The sequence below is a fragment of the Microcosmobacter mediterraneus genome, from assembly GCF_031846265.1.
Classification (GTDB): Bacteria; Bacteroidota; Bacteroidia; order Flavobacteriales; family Flavobacteriaceae; genus Microcosmobacter; species Microcosmobacter mediterraneus.
The window spans coordinates 1-24,394 of record NZ_JAVRIA010000007.1; the positions used below are offsets into that span (position 1 = coordinate 1).

21 protein-coding genes are annotated in these 24,394 nt (G+C 32.0%); 14 read left to right on the forward strand and 7 right to left on the reverse strand.

The window, feature by feature from the left end; genetic code table 11:
• From RM697_RS11620 to ffh, 3 genes are all read right to left on the reverse strand, one after another.
• Positions 1-3,345 (reverse strand): DUF6923 family protein (locus RM697_RS11620; RefSeq protein ID WP_311428069.1); only part of this gene is annotated, 3,345 nt, incomplete at its 3' end.
• 304 nt (positions 3,346-3,649) lie between these two features.
• A complete protein-coding gene (locus RM697_RS11625; protein WP_311428070.1) occupies positions 3,650-4,537 on the reverse strand; it encodes a bifunctional 5,10-methylenetetrahydrofolate dehydrogenase/5,10-methenyltetrahydrofolate cyclohydrolase in 888 nt (295 codons plus the stop codon).
• A 105-nt stretch (positions 4,538-4,642) separates the two neighbouring features.
• A complete protein-coding gene (gene ffh, locus RM697_RS11630; protein WP_311428071.1) occupies positions 4,643-5,974 on the reverse strand; it encodes a signal recognition particle protein in 1,332 nt (443 codons plus the stop codon).
• 348 nt (positions 5,975-6,322) lie between these two features.
• On the opposite strand from ffh, the gene RM697_RS11635 reads away from it, so the two are divergent.
• The 8 genes from RM697_RS11635 to RM697_RS11670 all read left to right on the forward strand — a co-directional run bounded on the left by RM697_RS11635 (position 6,323) and on the right by RM697_RS11670 (position 13,706).
• Positions 6,323-6,838 (forward strand): RNA polymerase sigma factor, encoded by a 516-nt coding sequence (locus RM697_RS11635; RefSeq protein ID WP_311428072.1) that lies wholly within the window; start codon positions 6,323-6,325, stop codon positions 6,836-6,838.
• Between the two features lie 63 nt (positions 6,839-6,901).
• Positions 6,902-7,798, forward strand: coding sequence for a FecR family protein (locus RM697_RS11640; protein ID WP_311428073.1), 897 nt, complete (start codon positions 6,902-6,904; stop codon positions 7,796-7,798).
• Positions 7,788-10,088, forward strand: a complete 2,301-nt coding sequence (locus RM697_RS11645; protein ID WP_311428074.1) for a TonB-dependent receptor plug domain-containing protein — start codon at positions 7,788-7,790, stop codon at positions 10,086-10,088. Before RM697_RS11640 ends, RM697_RS11645 begins: the two co-directional genes overlap by 11 nt.
• 10 nt (positions 10,089-10,098) lie before the next feature.
• Entirely contained in the window at positions 10,099-11,388 is a 1,290-nt protein-coding gene (locus RM697_RS11650; RefSeq protein ID WP_311428075.1) for an acyloxyacyl hydrolase, read from the forward strand.
• 4 nt (positions 11,389-11,392) lie between these two features.
• Positions 11,393-11,941: a YfiT family bacillithiol transferase gene (locus RM697_RS11655; RefSeq protein WP_311428076.1), complete on the forward strand. Its 549-nt coding sequence runs from the start codon at positions 11,393-11,395 to the stop codon at positions 11,939-11,941.
• A gap of 58 nt (positions 11,942-11,999) precedes the next feature.
• Positions 12,000-12,338, forward strand: coding sequence for a hypothetical protein (locus tag RM697_RS11660; protein WP_311428077.1), 339 nt, complete (start codon positions 12,000-12,002; stop codon positions 12,336-12,338).
• A 63-nt stretch (positions 12,339-12,401) separates the two neighbouring features.
• Complete coding sequence (locus RM697_RS11665; RefSeq protein ID WP_311428078.1) at positions 12,402-12,578, forward strand: hypothetical protein; 177 nt, start codon at positions 12,402-12,404, stop codon at positions 12,576-12,578.
• 84 nt (positions 12,579-12,662) lie between these two features.
• Complete coding sequence (locus tag RM697_RS11670; protein ID WP_311428079.1) at positions 12,663-13,706, forward strand: hypothetical protein; 1,044 nt, start codon at positions 12,663-12,665, stop codon at positions 13,704-13,706.
• Here the strand turns inward: RM697_RS11670 and argS are convergent.
• On the reverse strand, positions 13,677-15,449 hold the full coding sequence (gene argS, locus RM697_RS11675) for an arginine--tRNA ligase (protein ID WP_311428167.1): 1,773 nt from the start codon (positions 15,447-15,449) through the stop codon (positions 13,677-13,679). The genes RM697_RS11670 and argS overlap by 30 nt on opposite strands.
• Before the next feature lie 508 nt (positions 15,450-15,957).
• On the opposite strand from argS, the gene RM697_RS11680 reads away from it, so the two are divergent.
• Both RM697_RS11680 and RM697_RS11685 read left to right on the forward strand, forming a co-directional pair.
• The gene (locus RM697_RS11680; protein WP_311428080.1) at positions 15,958-18,006 is read left to right on the forward strand and encodes a tetratricopeptide repeat-containing sensor histidine kinase; all 2,049 of its coding nucleotides are present in this window, start codon (positions 15,958-15,960) and stop codon (positions 18,004-18,006) included.
• A gap of 32 nt (positions 18,007-18,038) precedes the next feature.
• Entirely contained in the window at positions 18,039-18,674 is a 636-nt protein-coding gene (locus tag RM697_RS11685; protein WP_311428081.1) for a chromophore lyase CpcT/CpeT, read from the forward strand.
• Here RM697_RS11685 and ctlX read toward each other — a convergent pair.
• Positions 18,671-19,603 (reverse strand): citrulline utilization hydrolase CtlX, encoded by a 933-nt coding sequence (gene ctlX / locus RM697_RS11690; protein WP_311428082.1) that lies wholly within the window; start codon positions 19,601-19,603, stop codon positions 18,671-18,673. The two genes, RM697_RS11685 and ctlX, sit on opposite strands and share 4 nt — an antisense overlap.
• Before the next feature lie 108 nt (positions 19,604-19,711).
• Between ctlX and RM697_RS11695 the strand changes: the two genes are divergently transcribed.
• On the forward strand, positions 19,712-21,457 hold the full coding sequence (locus RM697_RS11695) for a M14 family metallopeptidase (RefSeq protein WP_311428083.1): 1,746 nt from the start codon (positions 19,712-19,714) through the stop codon (positions 21,455-21,457).
• Here RM697_RS11695 and RM697_RS11700 read toward each other — a convergent pair.
• A complete protein-coding gene (locus tag RM697_RS11700) occupies positions 21,454-22,035 on the reverse strand; it encodes an NUDIX hydrolase (RefSeq protein WP_311428084.1) in 582 nt (193 codons plus the stop codon). The two genes, RM697_RS11695 and RM697_RS11700, sit on opposite strands and share 4 nt — an antisense overlap.
• A gap of 84 nt (positions 22,036-22,119) precedes the next feature.
• Here RM697_RS11700 and pyrE point away from each other — a divergent pair, with 84 nt between their 5' ends.
• Positions 22,120-22,764: an orotate phosphoribosyltransferase gene (gene pyrE / locus RM697_RS11705; RefSeq protein WP_311428085.1), complete on the forward strand. Its 645-nt coding sequence runs from the start codon at positions 22,120-22,122 to the stop codon at positions 22,762-22,764.
• Between the two features lie 28 nt (positions 22,765-22,792).
• Complete coding sequence (locus RM697_RS11710) at positions 22,793-23,188, forward strand: SRPBCC family protein (RefSeq protein ID WP_311428086.1); 396 nt, start codon at positions 22,793-22,795, stop codon at positions 23,186-23,188.
• 5 nt (positions 23,189-23,193) lie between these two features.
• Here RM697_RS11710 and RM697_RS11715 read toward each other — a convergent pair whose 3' ends face one another.
• Positions 23,194-23,925 (reverse strand): biotin--[acetyl-CoA-carboxylase] ligase, encoded by a 732-nt coding sequence (locus RM697_RS11715; protein WP_311428087.1) that lies wholly within the window; start codon positions 23,923-23,925, stop codon positions 23,194-23,196.
• Between the two features lie 92 nt (positions 23,926-24,017).
• Here RM697_RS11715 and rsfS point away from each other — a divergent pair, with 92 nt between their 5' ends.
• Entirely contained in the window at positions 24,018-24,389 is a 372-nt protein-coding gene (rsfS, locus tag RM697_RS11720) for a ribosome silencing factor (RefSeq protein WP_311428088.1), read from the forward strand.
• Positions 24,390-24,394: the final 5 nt, after the last annotated feature.

Here is a 24,394-nt window from a genome sequence, read left to right on the forward strand (position 1 = left end):
TATTAATGTAGATTCATATGCTGGAACTGTAAAAGTCGCTGTTACTGGTACTGTCGTTTGGAAACAGGCATCAAAAGCATTAATCTCTATTGCTATAACTTGACCTGCACCACATGCATTTACTGTTAATAAATCGTCTGATGGTGTAATGTTATAATCTACTACAGCATTACAACCTCCACTTGCTGTCATTGCTTCTAAGGCATCTATCCAAGCTTCAAACTTAGTTGCTGGATCTTCACAAGCTAATGTCGTTACATCTGCTGGTGCTTCACTTAAAGCCAAATCATTAGCATAAGCTGGTACTGTAAAGGTACATTCTACTGCCTGAGTAGGATTATCACAATCATCATTTGCTATAATTGAAACTGTCCTAACTTGTTCTCCTAAGTTACAATCTGCTGGAGCAATTAGCTCATCTAAAGCTGGCGAGAATACTACTGTAGCATTGCAACCACCCTGAGCACTAAAGTTTGTGCTAAGATTACTAATCCAATCTGCAAAAGCAGCGTTAATTTCTCCCTGTGTTGCACAAGCTTCCATAACATTGTCTCCAGGACAATCACCAACTAAACTTAAAGCTGGCGTTGTAATGATTATTACCTGTTCGCAGCTTGCAATTTCATCACCATCTACCAATAATGTATAATCTCTAATAAAATTAGCACCTCCACAAACGTCTGTATCTCCAGTATCTGTATATGTCATGGTAACAACACCTCCACAAGCTTCAATCCCTGTAAAGACATCTGCAGGATCTGTAAATGCTGAAGGGATTGCACAACCTTCATCTTCTATATTTGTAAGATTACAGGTTGCAGCAGGAACGCAACATACTGGTTCTTCGTAATCCGCTTCACTAGTATCCTCACAACCCGTTGCAATTACAGAAATTGTAACTGTTACTGAACTAGCTCCTGTAGATGCTATATTATCTATTTCTAACGTACTACCAGATACATAATCATCTATATTAAAAGGACCATAATCTGTACCTCCAACATTAACTGTAAAGTCTGATCCTGCTGGTATATTATTATGAATTAATAATAAATCTAAGTTATAGCTCGTACTGCCATCCACACAATCATTTTCATCAATATCTGGTGTTGCAGTTATAGAACATGGAAGAGGATCATTTGCTCCTGGACAACTTGCCCCATCGTTATTACTTGTAACCGCCGAATCAACTGCAAAAGCTCCTGTAGCGGAAGGAATATCTATTTGGTATAAACCACCATCATTATTTGTAGAAAAGAACTCACCTGTAGAACTAAACCATGCTGCTCCAAAAGAGCCAGATGTACTTGTTATTCCTCCTGATAATGCCGTTGTAGTTGTAGTAGCAGCTGTCATAGGAGCATTAACATCTATTTTTAAAATATTTGAGCCATTATTAGTTATACCATAGAAATTACCATCTGCTGGATTCCAAGCTATATCTGCTACACCAGGTGTTGGACCTGTTGTTGGTATTTCAACTGCAGTTAACGGAACAACACTAACATCTATTTTAATAAGTCCTCCATTGTTATTGTACATATAGAGGTTCCCCATATCATCAAAGTCTCCTGCAAAGAAGTTAGATGGAAAAGGTGAAGGGAGTGTACCTATAACAGTAATTTGTCCGTTAGCATCTAATCTCACTAATGTTTCATCATCTGCTTTATCTAAACCATAAATAAAGTTATCTTCTGAGTTATAACCTGCAGCATTAATACTGCCATGGTCTGGGCCAATAGGATTGTAAGTACCATCTGTAGGATCATACTCATTTAACTGACCAGAAATAATTTGGTAAAAACCAGGCTCACAATCAAAAGGTGTGGATTCTGGCTCTGTAACTTCTGCAGAACTTGTATCACTTAAAGGATCGCCTCCAGGTGTCTCACCTTCTACTTCGGCAGTATTAACAAATGGGAAAGTCGTATTCCCAGGTAAAGTAGCTTCATAGTAATACGTCACTGAAGCTCCAGATGCCAATGAGGTTTGCCATGCTGGAGATAAATCACTTTCATCTATATTAATATCATTGTCACTAAAATCAAGGTTACTTAAAGTTTGGTCACCATTATTAGTCACTGTAAAACAATAAGTTACTTCTGAATCATTTGGGTTTGGAATAGTTTTACTACCATCGCAACCACTACCATTATCATGACCTGGATATACTGTTTTGTCTAAACTTAAGTCATTATTACAAGAACCTTGGGCTATATCTAAGAAACATGCCGATAAATCATTTGCATCAATTAGGTTGTAATCTGCTGTTAATGGTGTAAGAGTTGGATCTAACGGACCATCGTCTAAGATAGGTCCTGAGATTGCTTGAAGATTGGCAAGAGAAATATTATTCCCTACTCCTAACATAAATAAATGTGATCCTTGTTCTTTTATCGTACACGATTCATCTAAAGCTGCATCTAAAAATTTTTGCTGTACATTACAATTACCTCCTGTATCACCAACACTAACTGTTGGGTTTCCGTCAGACATAAACAACACTATATCTGCGGTTTGTATATTATTTAAGGTTATAACATCATCTAAAGCTGCTTCCCAATTAGTACAACCATCAGGATCATATCCTGTAGGTAAATAGGCTGTTAATGCATCCACGTATGCCTGATCTACATTGTTGTAATTGGAATAAGTACTAAAAGAAGTTATAGAAGAATTTGTGCTAAATTGAACAATAGCCAATTCTGCACCTGTTCCTTTTAAGGCATTAGCTAAATCTATTGTTGCTTGTTCAACGTCTCCTTCAGCACTTGGTTCAAAACCTATAGAACCTGATTCATCAAGTACTAAAATAACTTTAAAATCATTACAAGAGGGTGCTGCATTAATTGGATTAACACAATCTCCAAAACCTAGAACTTCAACATTATCAAAACCATGTGTTTCAATTGTTGAGTCATTATTAGCTTGAACTCTTATATATAGAGAAGAACCGTTTAATAGAGGAGAATTTACTCTTAGAGTACCAAAATCATCTGACTGATTAAAAATATTTGTCCAACTGCTTCCATTAAAACTGTATTGAACCCTTAAAAAATCATCATTCTCTAGATTTCCAGTTTCAAATACATCCATAGAGAAAGTAACATTATCAAAAGAAGATATGTCAATAGCGGTTGTTGTCCAACTGCGAGTTGCATCTAAATCTGAACCACTTAAAACTTTGTTGGCACTAATAGTACTAACATCAAAATCTCCGTTATTGGAGTTCCATGTGGTCACAGCAGCTGGCGAACCTACACCACTAGTATCTCCATTTGATGAAGACTCAAAATCTTCTGTCCAAATAACGGTTTGAGCACTAAGGCCTAATGTTAAAAACAAAAAAGTCAAAAATAGCAATAGTTGCTTTTTGACTTTAAATACTGAAACTAAGGTGTTACAAATTAAACAACATAGTTGAAAAGGGTAAATAGCAAGAAACTTCATAATGTATGATTTATTAAATTAAACCAAACACGAAGTGGTACACTTTACGTGTAAATTTGGGTTGATTTGCTATTAATCAACCAAGTAAAATTGCTATTAACTTGAAGGGATAGTGAGTCAAAAGTAGTGAAAAATAACTCACAAATGTTCTTAATTGGCAAAAACCTTAAATAATTGACAAAGTGATTTTAAGTGTAGTCTATTTCTTATTAAAACTGTGATACTCACGAGCCAACAATGTATTTTTCAGTAACATAGCTATAGTCATAGGTCCTACTCCTCCAGGAACAGGCGTAATATAACTTGCTTTTTTACTTACATTTTCGAAATCTACATCACCTGTAATAATATAGCCTTTAGGTGAGTTTTCGTCTGGCACTCTGGTAATACCAACATCGATAATAATTACATCATCTTTTACCATTTCTGCTTTTAGGAAATTTGGCACGCCTAGTGCTGAAATGATTATATCGGCTTGTGAGGTTATTTGTGTAATATTTTTAGTATGACTATGGGTTAAGGTTACTGTTGAATTACCAGGAAATCCTTTACGACCCATTAGAATACTCATTGGTCTACCCACAATATGGCTTCTTCCTATGACAACTGTATGTTTACCTTTGGTTTCCACACCATAACGATCTAACAACTCTAATATACCAAAAGGTGTTGCTGGAATAAATGTTGACATATCTAAGGCCATTTTCCCGAAATTCATAGGATGAAATCCATCGACATCCTTATCTGGATTAACAGCCATAAGTACTTTTTGAGTATTTATTTGAGGTGGTAATGGTAATTGAATAATAAAACCATCAATATCGTCATTGTTATTGAGCTCTTGGATTTTATCTAATAATTCTATTTCACTAGTAGTATTGGAAAGACGTACCATGGTTGACTCAAAACCAACGCGTTCACATGCTCTTACTTTACTGCCAACATAAGTTAAACTAGCACCATCATTACCAACTATAACAGCTGCAAGATGAGGAACCTTCTCACCATTAGCTATCATCTTATCAACTTCGGCCTTAATTTCGTTTTTTATATCGTTACTAATTTTTTTTCCGTCTAGTATGGTCATAGTTTAATCTTTATGTAAGGTCGAGCGCAGTAGAGACCTTCTTATATAATACTTAATAAATGAGACCTCTCGACTGCGCTCGAGAGGTGACACATTTTACCATCATTACCTTGGCATTCCTTTCATCATTTGCATCATACGTTTTCCGCCGCCGCCTTGCATCATTTTCATCATTTTACTCATTTGAGTAAACTGTTTTAGTAACTGATTTACTTCTTGGACTGAAGTACCAGATCCTTTACCAATACGTTTCTTTCTGCTGGCATTAATTAGTGAAGGATTAGAACGTTCGGCTGGAGTCATGGAGTGAATAATGGCTTCAATACCTTTAAAAGCATCATCATCGATATCAATATTTTTCATCATTTTACCAGCTCCTGGTATCATTCCGATAAGGTCTTTCATATTACCCATCTTCTTGATTTGCTGAATCTGTTTTAAGAAATCATCAAACCCAAACTGATTTTTAGCAATCTTTTTCTGAATCTTTCGTGCTTCCTCTTCATCAAATTGTTCTTGAGCACGTTCAACTAAAGATACTACATCTCCCATTCCAAGAATACGATCTGCCATACGTGATGGATAAAATACATCGATGGCTTCCATCTTTTCACCTGTACCAATAAACTTAATAGGCTTATTTACTACAGATTTAATAGAAATAGCTGCTCCACCTCTAGTATCTCCATCGAGTTTAGTAAGGATTACACCATCAAAATTTAAAACATCATTAAAGGCCTTTGCTGTATTAACAGCGTCTTGACCTGTCATGGAATCGACCACAAACAATGTTTCTTGTGGCTTAATAGCTGAATGAATATTAGAAATCTCATTCATCATAACCTCATCTACAGCCAAACGACCAGCAGTATCAACAATAACTACATTATGGCCATTGGCTTTGGCATGGGCTATACCAGCTTGCGCTATAGCAACAGGATCATTATTACCTCGATCACTAAAAACCTCAACATTTATTTGGTCTCCAACAACATGCAACTGGTCTATGGCAGCAGGACGATAGACATCACAGGCTACCAATAATGGTTTTTTGGTCTTTTTATTTTTGAGATAATTAGCTAATTTCCCAGAAAAGGTTGTTTTACCAGATCCTTGCAAACCAGACATTAATATAACACTTGGAGTACCTGATAGATCAATTCCTTCTGCATCTCCTCCCATCAGTTCGGTTAACTCGTCTTTAACGATTTTAACCATTAATTGCCCAGGCTGTAGAGTCGTTAATACGTTTTGTCCTAAGGCTTTTTCTTTAACCTTGTTGGTAAATTCTTTTGCAATTTTAAAGTTAACATCAGCATCTAAAAGCGCTCTACGTACTTCTTTTAATGTCTCGGCAACATTGACCTCAGTAATGCTTCCGTGACCTTTAAGAACGTGTAAGGCTTTATCTAACTTTTCACTTAAATTATTAAACATAATCTGTTCGTTGTTTTAAAAGATGCAAATTTAATAATTTGATATGTATTTATGAAGTACAAGATGGCTTAATATAAAAAAGGGCTGCTATGACCAGCAACCCTTAATTATCAACTTAAAACTTAAGTTTAAAGCGGTAAACATTCAATGAATTAATCATTATTTTAATTAATAACAATATAAACCAGAACTTTTAGTCTTAGTTATTAATAGAGCAAAAAAGGTACCACAACGACCTTTTAATATTAAGCTCATTCTTAGTATTAATTAGAGGCTTTGTATATATAACAATCTTAACTTAAAAATCCCTACCCAATTAATTTTTTTAATTTAGCCATAACGTTATTTATGGCAAAAAAATTACACCATACGATTTGCGATTCTACCTTATTTTCTGCATTTTTTGAAAGACATGCAAAAAATCTGCATGATTTTTTATATTACAAATTCGGCTCAGAACTTAATCCTAAGGATAAAGTCCAAGACGCTTTTATAAAACTTTGGCAAAATTGTGGTAAAATACCACCAGAAAAAGCCAAAAGCTACCTCTACACTACTGCTAATAATTTAATGCTCAATGCAGTTGCCCATAGAAAAGTAGTCTATAAACACAGAGAAATCCCTGTGAAAAATCACACTAACGAATCACCAGAATTTGTTTTAGAGGAGCAACAATATTTAGAAAAACTAAACAAAGCGATTGCAAACTTAACAGAAGCGCAACGCGTGGCTTTTTTACTTAATAGAATTGAAGGAAAACGCTTTAAAGACATTGCCGAAATACTAAATATTTCTACTAAAGCAGTAGAAAAAAGAATTTACTCAGCCTTAAAAAAACTTAGAGAAGATATTGATGGTATATAATATTTTAATACTGAGGTAGGAAAATAGTTAATACAACTGTTATATGTTTGAATAATGCACCCAATGAATAAAGACGAAATCATAAACAAATGGTTAAATCATGAACTCACTAATGAAGAGTTACATGTTTTCAATACCAGAAAAGACTTTGAAAACGAAAGACGACTTGCTGGTGCATTACATCATTTTTCCGCTCCAGAGTTAAAGCAAAAAGAAATACTTGTTTCTATATTAAGCGCACCAAAACTTAAAACCAAAGGTTCTATTTTTAAACCACTTATAAGAATTGCGGCAATTCTTGTTATTGGGTTGGGCTTATTTTGGTATAGTTTAACGCTTAACACTACTATTGATAGTAAAATTGCTGAAAAGCTTAATATTATTTTACCTGATAATTCTGAAGTGGTACTTAATGCTAAATCTTATATTTCATATCATAAAAACAGCTGGCTAGAGAACAGAACTTTAGAATTAAATGGAGAAGCATTTTTTGATGTTGAAAAAGGATCATCGTTTACTGTTAAAACCAATGAAGGCATAGTAACCGTTATTGGAACAGAATTTAGCATAAAACAAAGAGAACATATATTTGAGGTTATTTGTTATGAAGGCACGGTTGCTGTTAACCACAAAGGTCAACAACAAACCTTGTATAAAGGCGATACTTATTTAAGCATTAATGGGAATCTAATTGTTACTGAAAAAGAAAAATTACAGCAGCCTGCCTGGTTAACAAACGAAAGTATTTTTAAAAGTATGCCTTACACTGAAGTACTCAAAGAATTTGAACGTCAGTATAATGTAATTTTAGAACTAGACTCTGATATTGAATCTAATACGCTTTTTACTGGCCGATTTACTCACGAAAATTTAGATATTGCTTTAAAATCTATTACTTTACCTTTACATTTAAGCTATAGTAAAACAGATCAAAGCATAATTCTAAGGCGTGAACACTAAAAAACTTTGCCTTTTATTACTTTTCATTTTTTCATTTAGTATTCTCAGAATACAGGCTCAAGAGAGCTCTAAAACTAATATTTCTCTTAAAGACTATATAGAGCAAATAGAAATTGAATACAGTGTTAGTTTCTCTTTTATTGATGATACTATTGAGGACATTAATATTCTAAAACCAACTAGTAAACTTAAATTATTAGCCTTACTAGATTATCTTTCAGCTAATACCAATTTAGAATTTAATGCTATAGATGATCGTTTTATTATAATAAGAAAGATATCCAAAGAAGAGAAACCACATCTTCAACAATTAGAAGAAGTCATTGTTACTAATTATTTAACTAGTGGTGTATCTAAAACCATTACTAATACAATTAAGGTTTCACCTGAAGATTTTGGTATTTTACCAGGACTTTTAGAACCAGATCCTATGCAATCTATTTTAGCGCTTCCAGGAATTATTAGTGTTGACGAATTGGTGTCTGACATTAATATAAGAGGTGGAACACATGATGAAAATTTAATACTTTGGAATGGTATTAAGATGTACCAATCTGGTCATTTTTTTGGAATGATCTCTGCATTTAATCCTTATCTCACCAAAGACATTAATATCTCAAAAAATGGCACAAGTGTAAGATATGGTGATGGTGTCTCTGGACTCATAGATATGCGAAGTAATAATAGCATTAATAACGAGTTTAAAGCTGGTTTAGGTACTAATCTGGTTAATGTTGATGGTTTTTTAAAGCTGCCCCTTTCTAAAAAAACAGAATTGCAATTATCCGCTAGAAAAGGGATTACAGACCTTATTTCTACACCAACATATAATCAATATTTCGATAGAATTTTTGAAGATTCAAACTTTAGAAATAATCTTAACCAAAACAACAACTACTCTAATGAAGAATCCTTTGATTTTTATGATATAAGTTCTAGGATTCTTTATGATATTACTAAAAAAGATAAGTTACGCGTTAATTTTATTTCCATTTACAATGACCTTAATTACAGCGAACTTTCTAATGGTAACAGCATTTCAAACAGTGAGTTACAACAAAAAAGCCTTGCTTTTGGATTAGATTACTTTAGAACCATTAATAAAGATGTTACTGTTTCTGCTCAAGTCTATTATTCTACTTATGATTTAAGCGGAATAAATTCTGATGTACAGAACAATCAACGTATTACACAAGAAAACGAAGTAGAAGATTTAGGAATTAGACTCAACCTTTCTAAATCTGTAGATGATCGATTAAAACTATATACTGGTTACCAATTTAACGAAGTAGGCGTTAATAATTTTGAAGATATTAGTAATCCTACTTTTAGACGAATAGAAAAACAGTTTAACAGAACTCACTCAATTTATGGTGAAGCTGAGTTTACTTCAAAATACAGAAAAACTTATATACGATTAGGTATAAGAACTAATTACATTGAGCAGTTTTCAAGATTTTACACTGAACCAAGAATTTCATTTAGCCAGAAACTTTCAAATGCTTTAAGGCTAGAAATTTTAGGTGAATTTAAAAGCCAGTCTATCAGTCAAATCATTGATTTACAGCAAGATTTTTTAGGTATTGAAAAGAGACGATGGTTGCAAGCCAATGATGAAAATATTCCACTTATAGAAAGCCAACAAATATCAGCAGGTTTACACTATAATAAAAATAGACTCCTTATTAGTGTTGAACCTTTTTTTAAAAATGTAGAAGGTATTACCACAAGAAGTCAAGGGTTTCAAAATCAATTTCAATTTGCTAATACTATTGGAAAATATACCATTACTGGTTTAGATGTTTTAGTAAATAAACAGTTTCATAAATTTAGTACTTGGATTAGCTATTCATTACATAACAATACTTATGAATTTGATAATTTAAATAATGGAATTTCTTTCCCTAACAATAAAGATGTAAGACATGCATTAAGTCTAGCCACAACTTACACAGAAAACAGATTTAAACTTGCATTAGGTGTCAATTGGCATACAGGTCGTCCTACTACATTACCAACTAATATAAACAATACTTCTGGTGGAATCATTACTTATAATGATCCTAATAGCTCTAGAGTAAACGAATATTTACGAGCAGATTTTTCGGCTAATTATAACTTTAAGATAAATAGTACTAAAGCTGTACTTGGCTTATCTGTTTGGAATATTTTTGATAGAGATAATACCATTAATACTTATTTCACTAGAGATAACAATAATGCTATCAGACAAATTGATAATTCATCTTTAGGTATAACACCAAATTTAAGTTTTAGAGTTGCGTTTTAATCATTTATATTTGATATCAACCAATCGTATTACTTCTTTGAATTACAGCAGGAAAAACAATTTTATTTTAGTCATTTTAGTTAGCCTTTTTAATGTAAAAAGTTTCTCGCAAGAATTAAAAATACATAAGGATACATCTTCATTCTTTGGAGCAGAAATACTAGTTGGTAAAACAATGGAGGCCAATACAGACTTTCCTGAAACCAATCTTCAACTGGGTTTTAATATCAATTACACACAAAACAATATAACAGAGAACAAACTTTGGGCACCTTGGTTAGGGTTTCCAAAAACAGGAATATCATTCGGTATTTACGATTTTGGTAATACTGAAAAAATTGGAAGAGCTTACACACTAATGCCATTTATGGAATTTAATATCTCTAAAAAGTGGAATCTCTACACAGGTGTTGGTTTATCATTTATGGACACACAATTTAATACCATTACAAATCCATTTAATAAAGCAATCACTACAGATCTGAACTGGTCCTTTAAGTCGTTTTTCTACTACAACTTATTTAAGTTAAAGAGCACTGATTTTAGATTAGGTTTAGGTTATGTACATCATTCTAATGGACATACAAGGTTGCCAAACCAAGGTTTAAATTCGTTTTTAGCAAGTATTGCAGCAAGTTTTAAATCTAGTGAAGAACAAGATGTAGAAGAACTAGTTATTAATAAAACACCAACACGTCAAACCTATTATTCAGTAAGAGCTGGTTTAGGCCAAAATGTACTTTCAGAGGTATTTAATGATAAAAAAGAAGTCTATTCTTTTGCTGTTTCTGCAGGTAGAATACACAACAATACCTTTAAATTTGGTGGAGGAATTTATTATCGATTTTACGAACATTATTACGATTATATAAAAAATGACGAAGAACTTGTAAATACCATGTATCCTCATTTTAGAGAAGATCCCTTTGCTTATGCTTCAAATCTTGGAATTTTTGGCACAGCTGAGCTTCTTCTTGGTCATATTGGGATTGAGGTGGATTTTGGCTTAAATATTTCAAAACCATTTTATAAAATAGATTGGATGCTTAATCAAGGTTATGATTTTGTAAACTCGCAAGGTGAAACCATAGTAGTTTTGGGAGAATTAGACACCTATTATGAGATAAAACGTACTATATCAAGTAAATTAGGGCTTAAATATTATTTCATTTCAAATGATAAAACACCAAAACATAATTTCTTTATTGGTGCGCATATTAATGCTAACTTAGGTCAAGCTGATTTTACCGAACTTAGTTTTGGTTATGTAAGACGTTTTAATCTGTTTAATAAAAAATAATACCATGTCACCAGAAGAATTAGAACAACTCAAATTCCCTGTAGGAACGTTTCAAAAACCAAATACTATAACTCAAGATTATATTGAAGAATGCATTAACACCATTGAAGCTTTTCCTCAAAACATTAAAGATCAAATTAATGGATTAGATCTAAATGCCTTAAATTATAAATACAGACCTAACGGTTGGAACATAAAACAAGTGGTACATCATTGCGCAGATAGCCACATGAATAGTATTATACGTTTTAAGTTAGCATTAACCGAAAACACTCCAACGATAAGACCTTACTATGAAGATCGTTGGGCAACATTAATTGATGGTAATGACAACAACCTAGAAAACTCATTGCATATACTTACAGGAGTTCATGGAAAACTAGGTAAATTATTGAGGAACATTTCTAAAGAAGACTTAAAACGAGAATTTGTTCATCCTGAACATGGAAAGCATTTTAGCTTAGAAGAAACTATTGGTATTTATGCATGGCATAGTAATCACCATTTAGCACATATTAAACAAGCATTAAAATTTAAAGGTGCCTTTAACTAGGTTCACCAGACATTTTGTCAAGATTTAGTATTGGCAAGATTGTTGACTTTAGTATTGCATGATATTAGGTAAACACATTTTTGTTGTTTTAAGTTTTGTGCTTAGCCTTAGTTTAGCACAAATTCCGATAACTCATAGGCACCGATTATCAGATCCTATCCAAGCAGAATGGGTGTTATACAATACTGATGACATATCATCATTTAACATCTATAAAACTCATACTAAAAATGATTTTTATCACAAGCTTTTAGACTTTAATACACGTATCATTAATTATCAGATTTTAAATTCTATTACGCTTAAAAAAATCAGTTTTTTATTCAAATTTTATAAAAGTGATGTTAATTATAAAGCGTTACAACCGCTTATAATTTCTAATAAACTATGGTCTTAGGATTACAAAATTCTTCGCCTAGTTTATAACCTGCATAAATACTAAATGCAATAACATCATCTTATGAATTTTAAAAAAGCAATGCGATTAGCGGCGTTAATTCTGCTCATTGCTCTAGCCTGCGTATTACCTGTTCCAATAACAACGTACAGGAAAGATAATTTACCTAAACATTTAATAGAAAACGTAGATATTAAAGAAGAAGACGATAAAGAAAATGATCTTGAATTATTTTCATGAAATTTAAACTTTTGAATGTAACTTAATGTATATTAAAAGGACTAATACTGTAAATCCTAATATTATAATTTTAAGTTTATCCTAATGTATAAAACAGTAATAAAAAAACAAGACATACTGGCTTTAAGTCTTCCTGCTTTAATTGTGCTCAGTTCATATGCATTAGTGATTTCTAATGTATTTAATAGTAACCCAAACATATTATCAATTGGCATAACATTAGACTTATTACTCACCTTACCTTTTGTATATTTTTTGACGATTAGAAAAACTAAGATTCCAAAAACGTCACTGGTTCCTGTTCTGATTTTTGGTATTGTAATAGCTAATTTTATCATCCCTAAAGAACATCAAAACTTACTATCAGCATTTAAAACTTGGGCTTTACCAGTTATTGAACTCGCTGTATTCTCTTTTGTAATTTATAAAGTAAGTGAAGCCATTAAACGTTATAAGCAAGAGAAAAATACAACAAACGATTTTTACACAGTATTAAAAAATACATGTCATACTATTTTTCCTAAAATTCCTGCCAAACTGGTTGCAACAGAAATTGCTGTTTTTTATTATGGCTTAATACTTTGGAAAAAGAAAACTCTAAAGGTAAATGAATATTCGTATCATAAAGATAGTGGAACCATTGGACTACTTATTGCTTTTATATTTCTCATTGCTATAGAAACTGTGGCTATACATTTACTACTAGCGCAATGGAGTACTCTAACGGCTTGGTTATTAACTGGATTGAGTATTTACACAGCATTTCAAATTCTTGGATTCTTAAAATCTATGAGCCAAAGACCAATAATAATTAACGATAACAATTTGTACTTATGTTATGGCATCATGGCAGAAACTACTATAAATATTAACACCATTGAATCTATTGAGTTGTCATCAAAATCTTATGATGAGGACGTAAACTTTAAAAAACTATCTATTCTTGGAGGATTAGAGTCACATAATGTTATTATAAAACTCAAAAACACTGAAACTCTAAACGGACTTTATGGAGGCACGAGGTGTTATACACGTATTGGTTTGTATGTGGATGATAAAGCAGCATTTGTTAAAGTAATTAATGCTAAAATCGCATCATTACATACGCTCAGGTACACCAATACCTAAAACAGAAAATGCATTTTTAATAGTTTTACCAACGGTCTGAGAAAGCTGTACTCTAAAGATTTTTTCTTCCTGTGAATCTGCTCCTAGGATGGATACATTTTGAAAAAACGAATTGTATAATTTCACAAGTTCATAAGTGAAATTAGCGACTAAAGCTGGACTGTAATCTTTTGCTGCTTGTTGTATTACTTCTGGAAAAAGTTGTGCTTGCTTAAGCAACTCCTTTTCTTTTATATGAAGATTTACTGAAACTTCTTTAGAAAAATCAAAATCAGCTTTTCTTAAAATAGATTGAATTCTAGCATAGGTATATTGAATAAATGGTCCTGTATTTCCTTGAAAATCTATCGACTCTTTTGGATCAAATAAAATACGTTTTTTAGGATCTACTTTTAGGATATAATACTTTAAAGCACCTAAACCTATGGTTTTATAAAGTGTCTTTTTTTCGTCTTCTGAATAGTCTTCTAGTTTTCCTAAATCTTTAGAAATCTCCTCTGCAGTATCAGCCATTTCAGTAATTAAATCATCAGCATCAACAACAGTACCTTCTCTACTCTTCATTTTTCCGCTAGGCAAATCTACCATACCATAACTTAAATGGTACAGATTTTTAGCCCAATCAAAACCAAGCTTCTTCAAAATTAGAAAGAGGACTTTAAAATGATAGTCTTGCTCATTACCTACTGTGTAAACCATTCCATTTACATCAGGATAATCCTTTAAACGTTGTATAGCAGTTCCTATATCTTGTGTCATATACACTGCTGTGCCATCTGCTCTCAATACAATTTTTTGGTCTAAGCCATCTTCTGTTAAATCACACCAAACTGAGCCATCATCTTTCTTAAAAAACACACCAGTTTTAAGACCTTCTGTAATAAATTCTTTTCCTAAAAGGTAGGTTTGACTCTCGTAATAATAAGCATCAAAATCAACACCAATATTTTTATAGGTTACATCAAAACCATCATAAACCCATTGGTTCATGGTTTCCCAAAGTTTAACTACCTCGTCATCACCAGCTTCCCATTGACGCAGCATCTCTTGAGCTTCAAGTAAAATTGGAGCGTTCTTTTTAGCATCTTCTTCAGTATATCCAGACTCTACTAAACCTTTTATTTGCTCTTTATAAGCATGATCAAACTTAACATAGTAGTTACCAACCAACTTATCACCTTTTAAACCAGTAGTATCAGGAGTTTCACCATGACCAAAACGCTGCCACGCCAACATACTTTTACAAATATGAATACCTCTATCATTAATAATTTGCGTCTTGTAAACCTTTTGACCAGAAGCCTTTAATATTTCTGCAACAGAGTATCCTAACAACACGTTTCTTACATGACCTAAATGCAATGGTTTATTGGTATTAGGTGATGAATACTCAACCATAGTTGCGCCTTCATTTAAAGTCTTTACAAAACCATACGCATCATTATCCTTAATAGTATTAAAGAATTGCAAATAATAAGCATCAACTATTTCAATATTTAAAAAGCCTTTAACTACATTAAATGCTTTGACTTCCTCAACATGTTCCACCAAATACGAACCTATAGTTTCGCCAATAACAACAGGATTACCTTTTACCACACGAAGCATTGGGAATACTACTACTGTAATATCTCCAGCAAATTCCTTTCTTGTAGATTGGAATTCAACACTATCTAAACTAGCATTAAATTTTGCTGAAATTGTAGCCTTAACATGCTGCTCTAAAAGCTCCTGAAGTGATATCATAGTCTTATTTTATGAGACGTCAAAGATAGAACTTTTATTAAAATTTAAAGATGATAAGTTAGAGTAAAACTATAAAACAAATGCAAATTAATCCATAATATTAAATACATTTTCAAACTAAAAAATTAAAAGCTTTATTTCGCTTTTTAAGCACTGATAACATAAATTTAATGTATTGAATTACAGATATTTATATTAAATATGCAGTTCATCGATAAAGTGGTCGTTTTTCTATGATTTTATACACTTCATCGGAAGTTGGATTTCTTCATCTAAAATTACATTCCTTTAATCTATTATTTTGGTAGAAAAACCTAGAAATTAGGGTTTTCTGATGGATTTAGGCAACTTTGAGAAGCTATTAATCAATGTCCCAAATATTGATGAATTTATCTAATGATGCATTAACACTATTGTTATTGTTTTTTGTGTTTGGACCATACCTCTCCCTCAAGGCTTATCAAACTCAGTATTACATTGCAATTAAAACGATCAAGCAAAGAGTATGAAGCGTTTGCTCTTCATAACGATGCTTTTTAGTTCCCTTTTCACTTATTCTCAAAGTGAAGAGATAGAAGATCTTATGATAGAGTTAGCTTACCAAAACTCTGATTCAGCAAAAATTGACACATCTATTAAGCTTATTGATGCCCTTTTTAAAATTGAAGATTACAGTCGTGCCTTAAAGCATATTGATCAAACTCAAAAACTAGCTAAGAGCTTAAACTACGTTAAAGGTACTGCTGAAGCAAATTATTACAAAGCACTTATTTATTCACAAAATGATGACTACTTAAATGCTATTGATAGTTATGGCAAATCAAAGCAATATTTCCAACAACTTAAAGACACACTTGGAATTGCTAAGGTTAATAATAGTATTGGTATCATTGAAATTAAACGTGGTAACTATCTTGTTGGGCTAAAAAGTTCATTATCTGCTATTGAGATTTTTGAAAGCAAGAATTTACAAGATGAACTTAGTAAAGCCTACAATAATTTAGGAGAAGCTTACTTTAACACCAATCAGGTAGATAAAGCACTAGAATTTAATCTAAAAGCTCTTGGTGTTAGACAACAATTAAGAGATAGTAGTGGTATTAAATGGTCAACCACCAATATTGCTAAACTTTACTCTATGCGCAAAGAGCATAGAAAAGCTATAGAATATTATGAAAATGTACTTAAAATTTTAGATCCAAAAGCAGACCAACAACTCAAAGGAAAAATCCTTCCGTTAATAGGTGATGAATATCTTCAATTTAGAGAATATGATAAAGCTGGAAAATATCTATTTGAAGGATTACGCTATAACAGAAGAGAAAATAATAAAGATGGAATTTTACGTTCTCTAAATTCTATTGGAAATCTAAACTTACAGCGTCGAAATTTAAGAACAGCTGAAAATCAGCTTAATGAAGCTTACGCTATTGCTCAAGAGTTAGATAATAAATCAGAACTTTTAAAAAACTACAAACTTCATATTGCTTTAGACTCTACAAGAGGCTATTATCAAAATGCTTTCTTCTGGCAAAATAAATACTTTGATCTTAAACAAGATTTAGACAAATTAAATCAACCCAAAATTGCATTAGATATCGATCCTGATACAGATCTCATTGAGACAGAACCTATTATTCCCTCAGAAAATACATTGAGTAATGCAGACTCTAAATTATTAAAGAAGTTAAAATGGATTACCTACGGATTAGGAGCTGCTTTAGCTTTTGTTCTGCTTTTTACATTGATCAATTATTTTAATTCTAAAAAAAGAAACGAGTATATCTTAGATTTAGAACGTACCCAAACCAAATTACTTGGGCAAAATGAAAATTATCATGATCAGATAGAAAATTTAGAAGAGATAAACAAAGTAAAAGACCGATTATTCTCTATTGTGTCTCACGATCTTAAAGACTCCATTTCATCCATTAAAGCATTTATTGATCTACTCAAAGAAGATAGTATTTCTAAAAAAGAATTTAAACAGTTAATTCCAGAATTAAGTGAGAATGCAGACAATGCATCTTTATTATTATTCAATCTGTTAAACTGGTCTAAGTCACAAATGCAAAATTTAGAACCAAAACCAGAGCTATTTAATATCCAAGATGTATTTGAAACTAAAATGGCATTGGTAGAGCAAAAAGTTGAAAAGAAAAAAATAGTCTTAATTGACGAATCGCAGCGCGACTTTGCTTATGCAGATCGAAGCATGATAGAAATTGTAGTTCAAAATCTTATCACTAACGCTGTTAAATTTAGTAGAGATGGAGATGTGATAACCGTTTCTAATTACGATGCCAATGGCAAACTTATTTTCTCTGTAGAAGATACTGGAGTTGGTATATCTAAAGAAAATATTGACAAACTCTTTAAAAATGATGCCTTTACCACTATTGGCACTAAAAACGAAAAGGGAACTGGTCTAGGACTTACTATTTGTAAAGAATTAGTGGAGTTAAACCAAGGAAGAATTTGGGTTGAAAGTACACCAAATGTCGGTAGTAAATTCTTTGTAGAGCTCCCAAAATCTGAACGTTCACCTTCATAAGATTTTGTATCTTTCTACAAAATCTAACTCACATGAAACATTATATTATTCTTTTAGCATTATGCTGTTTTATATTAAGCTGCAAAGAAACCGAGAAGCAATCCGAAGAAATACAAAAAGAAGATACAGAACTCTCAGAATTATTTGGTTTAATGCAAGGGTCTTTTAATTCGGAAATTCAAGCTAAAGTAGATTCTTCTTACTATAATATATCGTTGCACATGTATCCAATATGGGAAGATAAAGGTCATTTCTTGTATGTTGAACAAGCACTAACTTCTGCACAAAACAAACCTTACAGACAACGTATTTATGAAGTTACTCGCTTAAATGATAGTTTACTTAGCTCTGCAGTTTATAGTATTCCTAGAGATTCTTTATGGATTGGTAAATGGAAAACACCAAAAGCTTTTGATTCTATTTCAAAATCTGATTTAATGATCCGAAAAGGTTGTGAAGTATTACTACAACGAAAAGATAACAATTATTATGTTGGAAAAACAGGAGATAATACCTGTGAAAGCTCACTAAGAGGTGCAGCTTATGCAAGAAGTGAAGTGGAAATTTTAGAGGACAAAATCATATCTTGGGATAGAGGTTTTGATGCTGAAGGTGAGCATGTTTGGGGCGCAGAAAAAGGCGGTTATATTTTTAATAAAATGGATTAAGATTTAGGCAAAAACACTTCTGCCATCATACAACGAGCACTTCCACCTCCACAAGTTTCTATAGTTTCCAATGAACTAGATATAATTGGACAATGGTGTTCTATTCTATCAATCTGTTCATTGGTAAGACTTCGATGTGCAGCCTCGCTCATTATTAAGTAACGTTTATTATCAGCACCTCTTAACTGTAACATATTGCCAGCAAATTGATGCATTTGCAGCTCACTAATAGAGATGATGTCTTTACCATCTTGCTTTAAATGTTTAACAACATTTTTGCGTTCTTTTTTATCATCAATAGTATCTAAACATATCACAGCAAAGTTTTCAGCTAAACACATCATAACATTGGTATGATAAATAGGTTTGCGTTCTCCATCTACAGTTTGGTTTGCTGTAAAAATTACTGGAGTATATTCAAAATCTTCACAAAATTCAATACATAAATCTTCATCAGCTCTTGGAGATAGCGCACAGTAAGCTTTTCTATTAACACGATCCATTAAAATACTTCCTGTTCCTTCTAAAAAGATGTCTTCATCCTCAGCAGAAGTATAATCAATAATGTTCTTTATTTTAAACCCTTCATTTTCTAATCTAATAAAAACTTCATCACGTCGTTCTTTTCTTCTATTCTCAGCAAACATAGGATATTTAGCCACATCGCCATTGCTATGAAAACTTACCCAATTATTTGGAAAAATAGAATCTGGAGTATCCATAAGTAAATCATCGTTCTCAACAATAACAGTTATACCAACAGTTCTTAATTTTTGAACAAAAACATCGAACTCTTGTTGAGCTTTAGCATTTATTTCAGCATTTTTAATATCTAATTCTTCTTGAAAAAAATTATTAATTGCTGTTTGCTCATTCATCCTAAAACCTACAGGACGAATCATTAAAATAGTATCTGTTGTTTGTTGCATCTAAATGAAAATTGATGCGTAAAATTAGACTATTTATAAATGATTATAAAGTTAAAAATTAAAGATATCTCTACTTTTTAAGTAAGTTTGGGAAACATCTACTTGAAAATGAAAAAAATTAGTTTACTCTTGGTTATAGTTATTTATTCTTGCCAAACAGAAACAAAGAACCAAACAATCGATTTTGATTTTGAAACTGCTTTCGAAAAAAGTGAGGGTTCAGAAACGGCAACATATACTGAAACTATTGAATATTACAACAACTTAGCAGAATCGTATCCTGAGATTACTATACAAACTATAGGAGAAACAGACTCTGGTAAACCTTTACACTTGGTAATATTAAATCCCAATGGCATAGAAAATGATTTAGATGTCCTTAGAAAAAATAATCGTATTCTACTCATTAACAACGGCATTCACCCAGGTGAAAGTGATGGCATTGATGCCACAATGCTACTATTTAGAGATATGGTCAATGGTAGAATTAAAGCACCAAAAAATATAGTCCTAGCTACCATTCCTATTTATAATGTTGGTGGAAGCCTAAATAGAAACTCCACAACCAGAACAAACCAAAACGGTCCAAAAACTTACGGTTTTAGAGGAAACGCCAGAAATTATGATCTCAATAGAGACTTTATTAAAAGTGACACCAAAAATGCAAGAGCTTTTGCAAGTATTTTTCATGCAGTAAAACCAGATGTTTTTATAGATAATCATGTTAGTAATGGTGCTGATTACCAATATACTTTAACTCATTTATTTACTCAGCACAATAAGTTAGGTGGTGAATTAGGTACATACCTACACGAAGTTATGATGCCAAACTTAGAAGAAAACTTAAAAGCAAAAGATTGGGATATAACACCTTATGTTAACGTTTTTAATAGAACTCCAGAACAGGGTTTTTCTCAATTTATGGATTCTCCTCGTTACTCAACAGGATATACTACATTATTTAATACGCTTGGAATGATGGTGGAAACACATATGCTAAAACCATACAAACAGCGTGTAGAAGGTACTTATGAGCTTATAAAAAGTATGATAGAGATTATGGAAAATGATAGTGAATTAATTCTAAATCTCCGTAGTACGGCTTTAAAAAATATACAACCAGGTAACCTTTACCCAATTGATTGGAAACTAGATACTACAACATCTACAACACTTCAATTTAAAGGCTATGAAGGTAAGATGATTCCTAGTGAAATCACATCATCTGAACGATTAAAATATGACAGAAATAAACCATTTACTAAATCGGTTAATTATCAAAATTATTTCTCACCTAGAAAACAAGTTATTATACCGAAAGCCTATATTATTCCTCAAGGTTGGCATAATGTTATTAATCTTCTAAAATTAAATGCAATAGAAATGAATCCTTTAGAAAAAGATTCTACATTAACTGTAGAATCTTATAAAATTGAGGATTACAGTACAAGACAACGTGCATATGAAGGTCATTATGCACATTATAATACAAACGTAAAATCAGAAAACACAACCTTAAAGTTTAGAAAAGGTGATTTTATAGTGTCTTTAAACCAAGAAGGAGCGAGATATTTGTTAGAAACTTTAGAACCAGAAGCTCCAGATTCGTTTTTTAATTGGAACTTTTTCGACACCATTTTACAACAAAAAGAAGGGTTCTCTCCTTATGTCTGGGAAGATAAAGCCAGAGAATTGTTAGAGAACAATGCTGATTTAAAACAACGGTTTGAGGCGAAGAAAGAAAATGATGAGGTCTTTGCAAAAAACTGGTACAGTCAGTTAGATTGGTTACATAAACAAAGTGACCATTATGAAAAAGCACATTTACAGTATCCTGTATATAGATTGTATTAAACTAATAGCCTAATATTAGCATAACTATTCTCAAGGGCTTTTTCTGAGGCTTTTTTATCTAACCACTTTACTTTAGTGATACCTTCGTTTTCTTGAGGTAAGAGTTCACCATCATAGTTTGTTCTCATCTCAAACCAATAGGTCACTTTGATTTTATGGCGACCATGTCTTTTAAAAATATGAAATGTTCGCTCTAAAGGTTTTATAATTTCTAAGCCTTGTACACCTGTCTCTTCCTCTACTTCTCGGATTGCTGTTTTATCTATAGTCTCTCTGCGTTCGGCCTTACCTTTGGGTAAATCCCATTTATTATTTCTGTAAATAAATAAAATATCACCTTTTGTATTATAAACTTTTCCACCACCAGCTATAACATTTGGTAATTTCTTTAAAAATAATTTTAAGAGTTGATCTTTATCAGCATCAATTAAACGAACCTCCTGTATGTTCTTAGTAGCTAAATCTTTAAACACCCTTCGCATAGACACTGTACTCAAAAGATAGTTTTTAAAGTATGTTTCTGCCTCAATTTTAGTAGTTAAAATTATTGGTTTATCTCCAACAAAAACTGTATACATAAGGTATAAAAATTACAATTGAGTACTGTAAAAATATTATTTTTTAAGTACATCTAGTCCTCTTAAATATTTTATTTTTGCACTATGGTTTTTAATACACAAACAGCAAAACAAACGGCAGAGCATTTATTAAAGATTAATGCCATTAAATTACAACCGAAAGATCCATTTACTTGGGCTTCTGGATGGAAATCTCCAATCTATTGTGACAACAGGATTGTTCTTTCTTTTCCTAAGGTAAGAGCTTACTTAGCAGAAGAAATGGCTAAGCATATTGAATCTCAGTATGGTAAACCAGATGTTATTGCTGGTGTTGCTACAGGAGCTATTGGTATTGGCATGCTAGTTGCCCAATATTTAGATTTACCTTTTATATATGTTAGACCAGAACCAAAAAAGCATGGCAGAAAAAATCAAATTGAAGGTTCTATTGAAAAAGGAAAAACTGTTGTAGTTGTAGAAGATTTAATTAGCACAGGAAAAAGTAGTTTAAATGCTGTTAAAGCCCTCAAAGAGGCAGAAACCAAAGTATTAGGAATGGTTGCTATATTTTCTTACGGATTTGATGTGTCTAAATCTAATTTTGAAACTAATGCTATTAAACTCCATACACTAAGTAATTATGAAAATCTTTTAGAACAAGCCTTGGATACTAATTACATTACCAAAGCAGAACAAGACATTTTAGCACTTTGGAATGCCAATCCTGGAAATTGGAACGCAAATTGATAATGTCTTAATAAAAAATATAATATACATGAATCTAGAATCTCCTAAAGTTACATTAAATAAATCACCACAAGAAGCATTTGATTTCTTGTCAGAGGTAAAGAATTTTGAAAAACTTATGCCAGAAAACATAAGTAAGTTTGAAGTGTTAGACAATGATAAATTTCTTTTTGCTTTAAAAGGAATGCCAGAAATAGTTTTAAAAAAGAAAGAGGCAATTGCGCCAAATAGGATTGTTCTTGGTGCTGCTGGCGGAAAATTAGATTTTTCATTAACCGGAAACATTATAGAAACCTCAGCAAATACTAGTGATGTTCAACTTACTTTTGATGGAGAATTTAATGCCATGATGGCCATGATGATTAAAGGTCCTATTAGCAAGTTTATTGAAACTCTGGTTACTAATATGAAAACTGCAATCTAGTAGTCCTAATACAAAAGAGTCACCTCTTTATAAGCATACTCTTCAATAATATTATCTTCAACTTTAATTAGAATATTCCCAGTATTAGTAACATCTTTAATAAATCCTGAGAAAACAATATTGTTTTTATCTTTAAAAGTTGAAGGCTTATCTTTTCTAAAAAGATTATTGAGATATATCTCTTTTATAGCCTTATAATGATGCTGTTCTAAGCTATTAAATTGATGCTTTAACTCATCTAAAAACACATATAAAACCTCATCTAAATTATAGGTTTTCCCGGATATTAATCGCATAGAAGTAGCTTTAGGTAGATCTGTAAAGATGGTTTCATTTATATTTAAACCAACACCTATCACTGAGCTTTTTAAAGTAGAACCCGTTATGATATTCTCAATTAATATTCCAGCAATTTTAAAATGCTCTGACAAAATGTCGTTAGGCCATTTTATTTGAGTGCTCTTAATAGAGAATAATCTTAACGTCTTTAAAAGTGCTATAGAAACCACCATACTTATGTAAAAACTCTGTTCAACATCTAAGAATGAAACATCCTTAAACACACTGAAAGTTAGGTTTTTACCACCTTGAGATTGCCATTTCGCTCCCATTTGCCCTCTTCCATGAGTTTGAGAGCTGGCAGAAACCACAGTGAAATCTTTAACCGATTTATCACTACAAAGCTGTTTTAAATAACTATTTGTAGAGTCAATGGCACTAAGTTTGATTATGTTCATAAACACAAGGCTATTTTATAACTTTCTTATGAAAAAGAATAGATTATAAGAACTAAAAAAGTAATAACTTTGTACAAATTTAATTCAATTTAATGACGAAAGAAAAATCAAATGCTGATCTACTCATAAGCACAATATTGAGTGGTATTGAAGATGTAAAAGGACAACAAATAAATATATTAGATCTAAGAGAAATTGAAAATACCGTTTGCGATTACTTTATTATTTGCGAAGGAACATCAAACACACAAGTTAACGCCATTGTAAATTCCATTCAAAAAAAGGTTGGCAAAGAATTAAAAGACAAAGCTTGGCATGTAGAAGGAACAGATAATGCCGAATGGGTTCTTATTGATTATGTAAATGTAGTTGTTCATGTTTTTCAGAAACATATCAGAGAATTTTATGATATAGAAAGTCTTTGGGGAGATGCAAAAACAACGGTTATAGAAACGAGTTACTAAAAAAT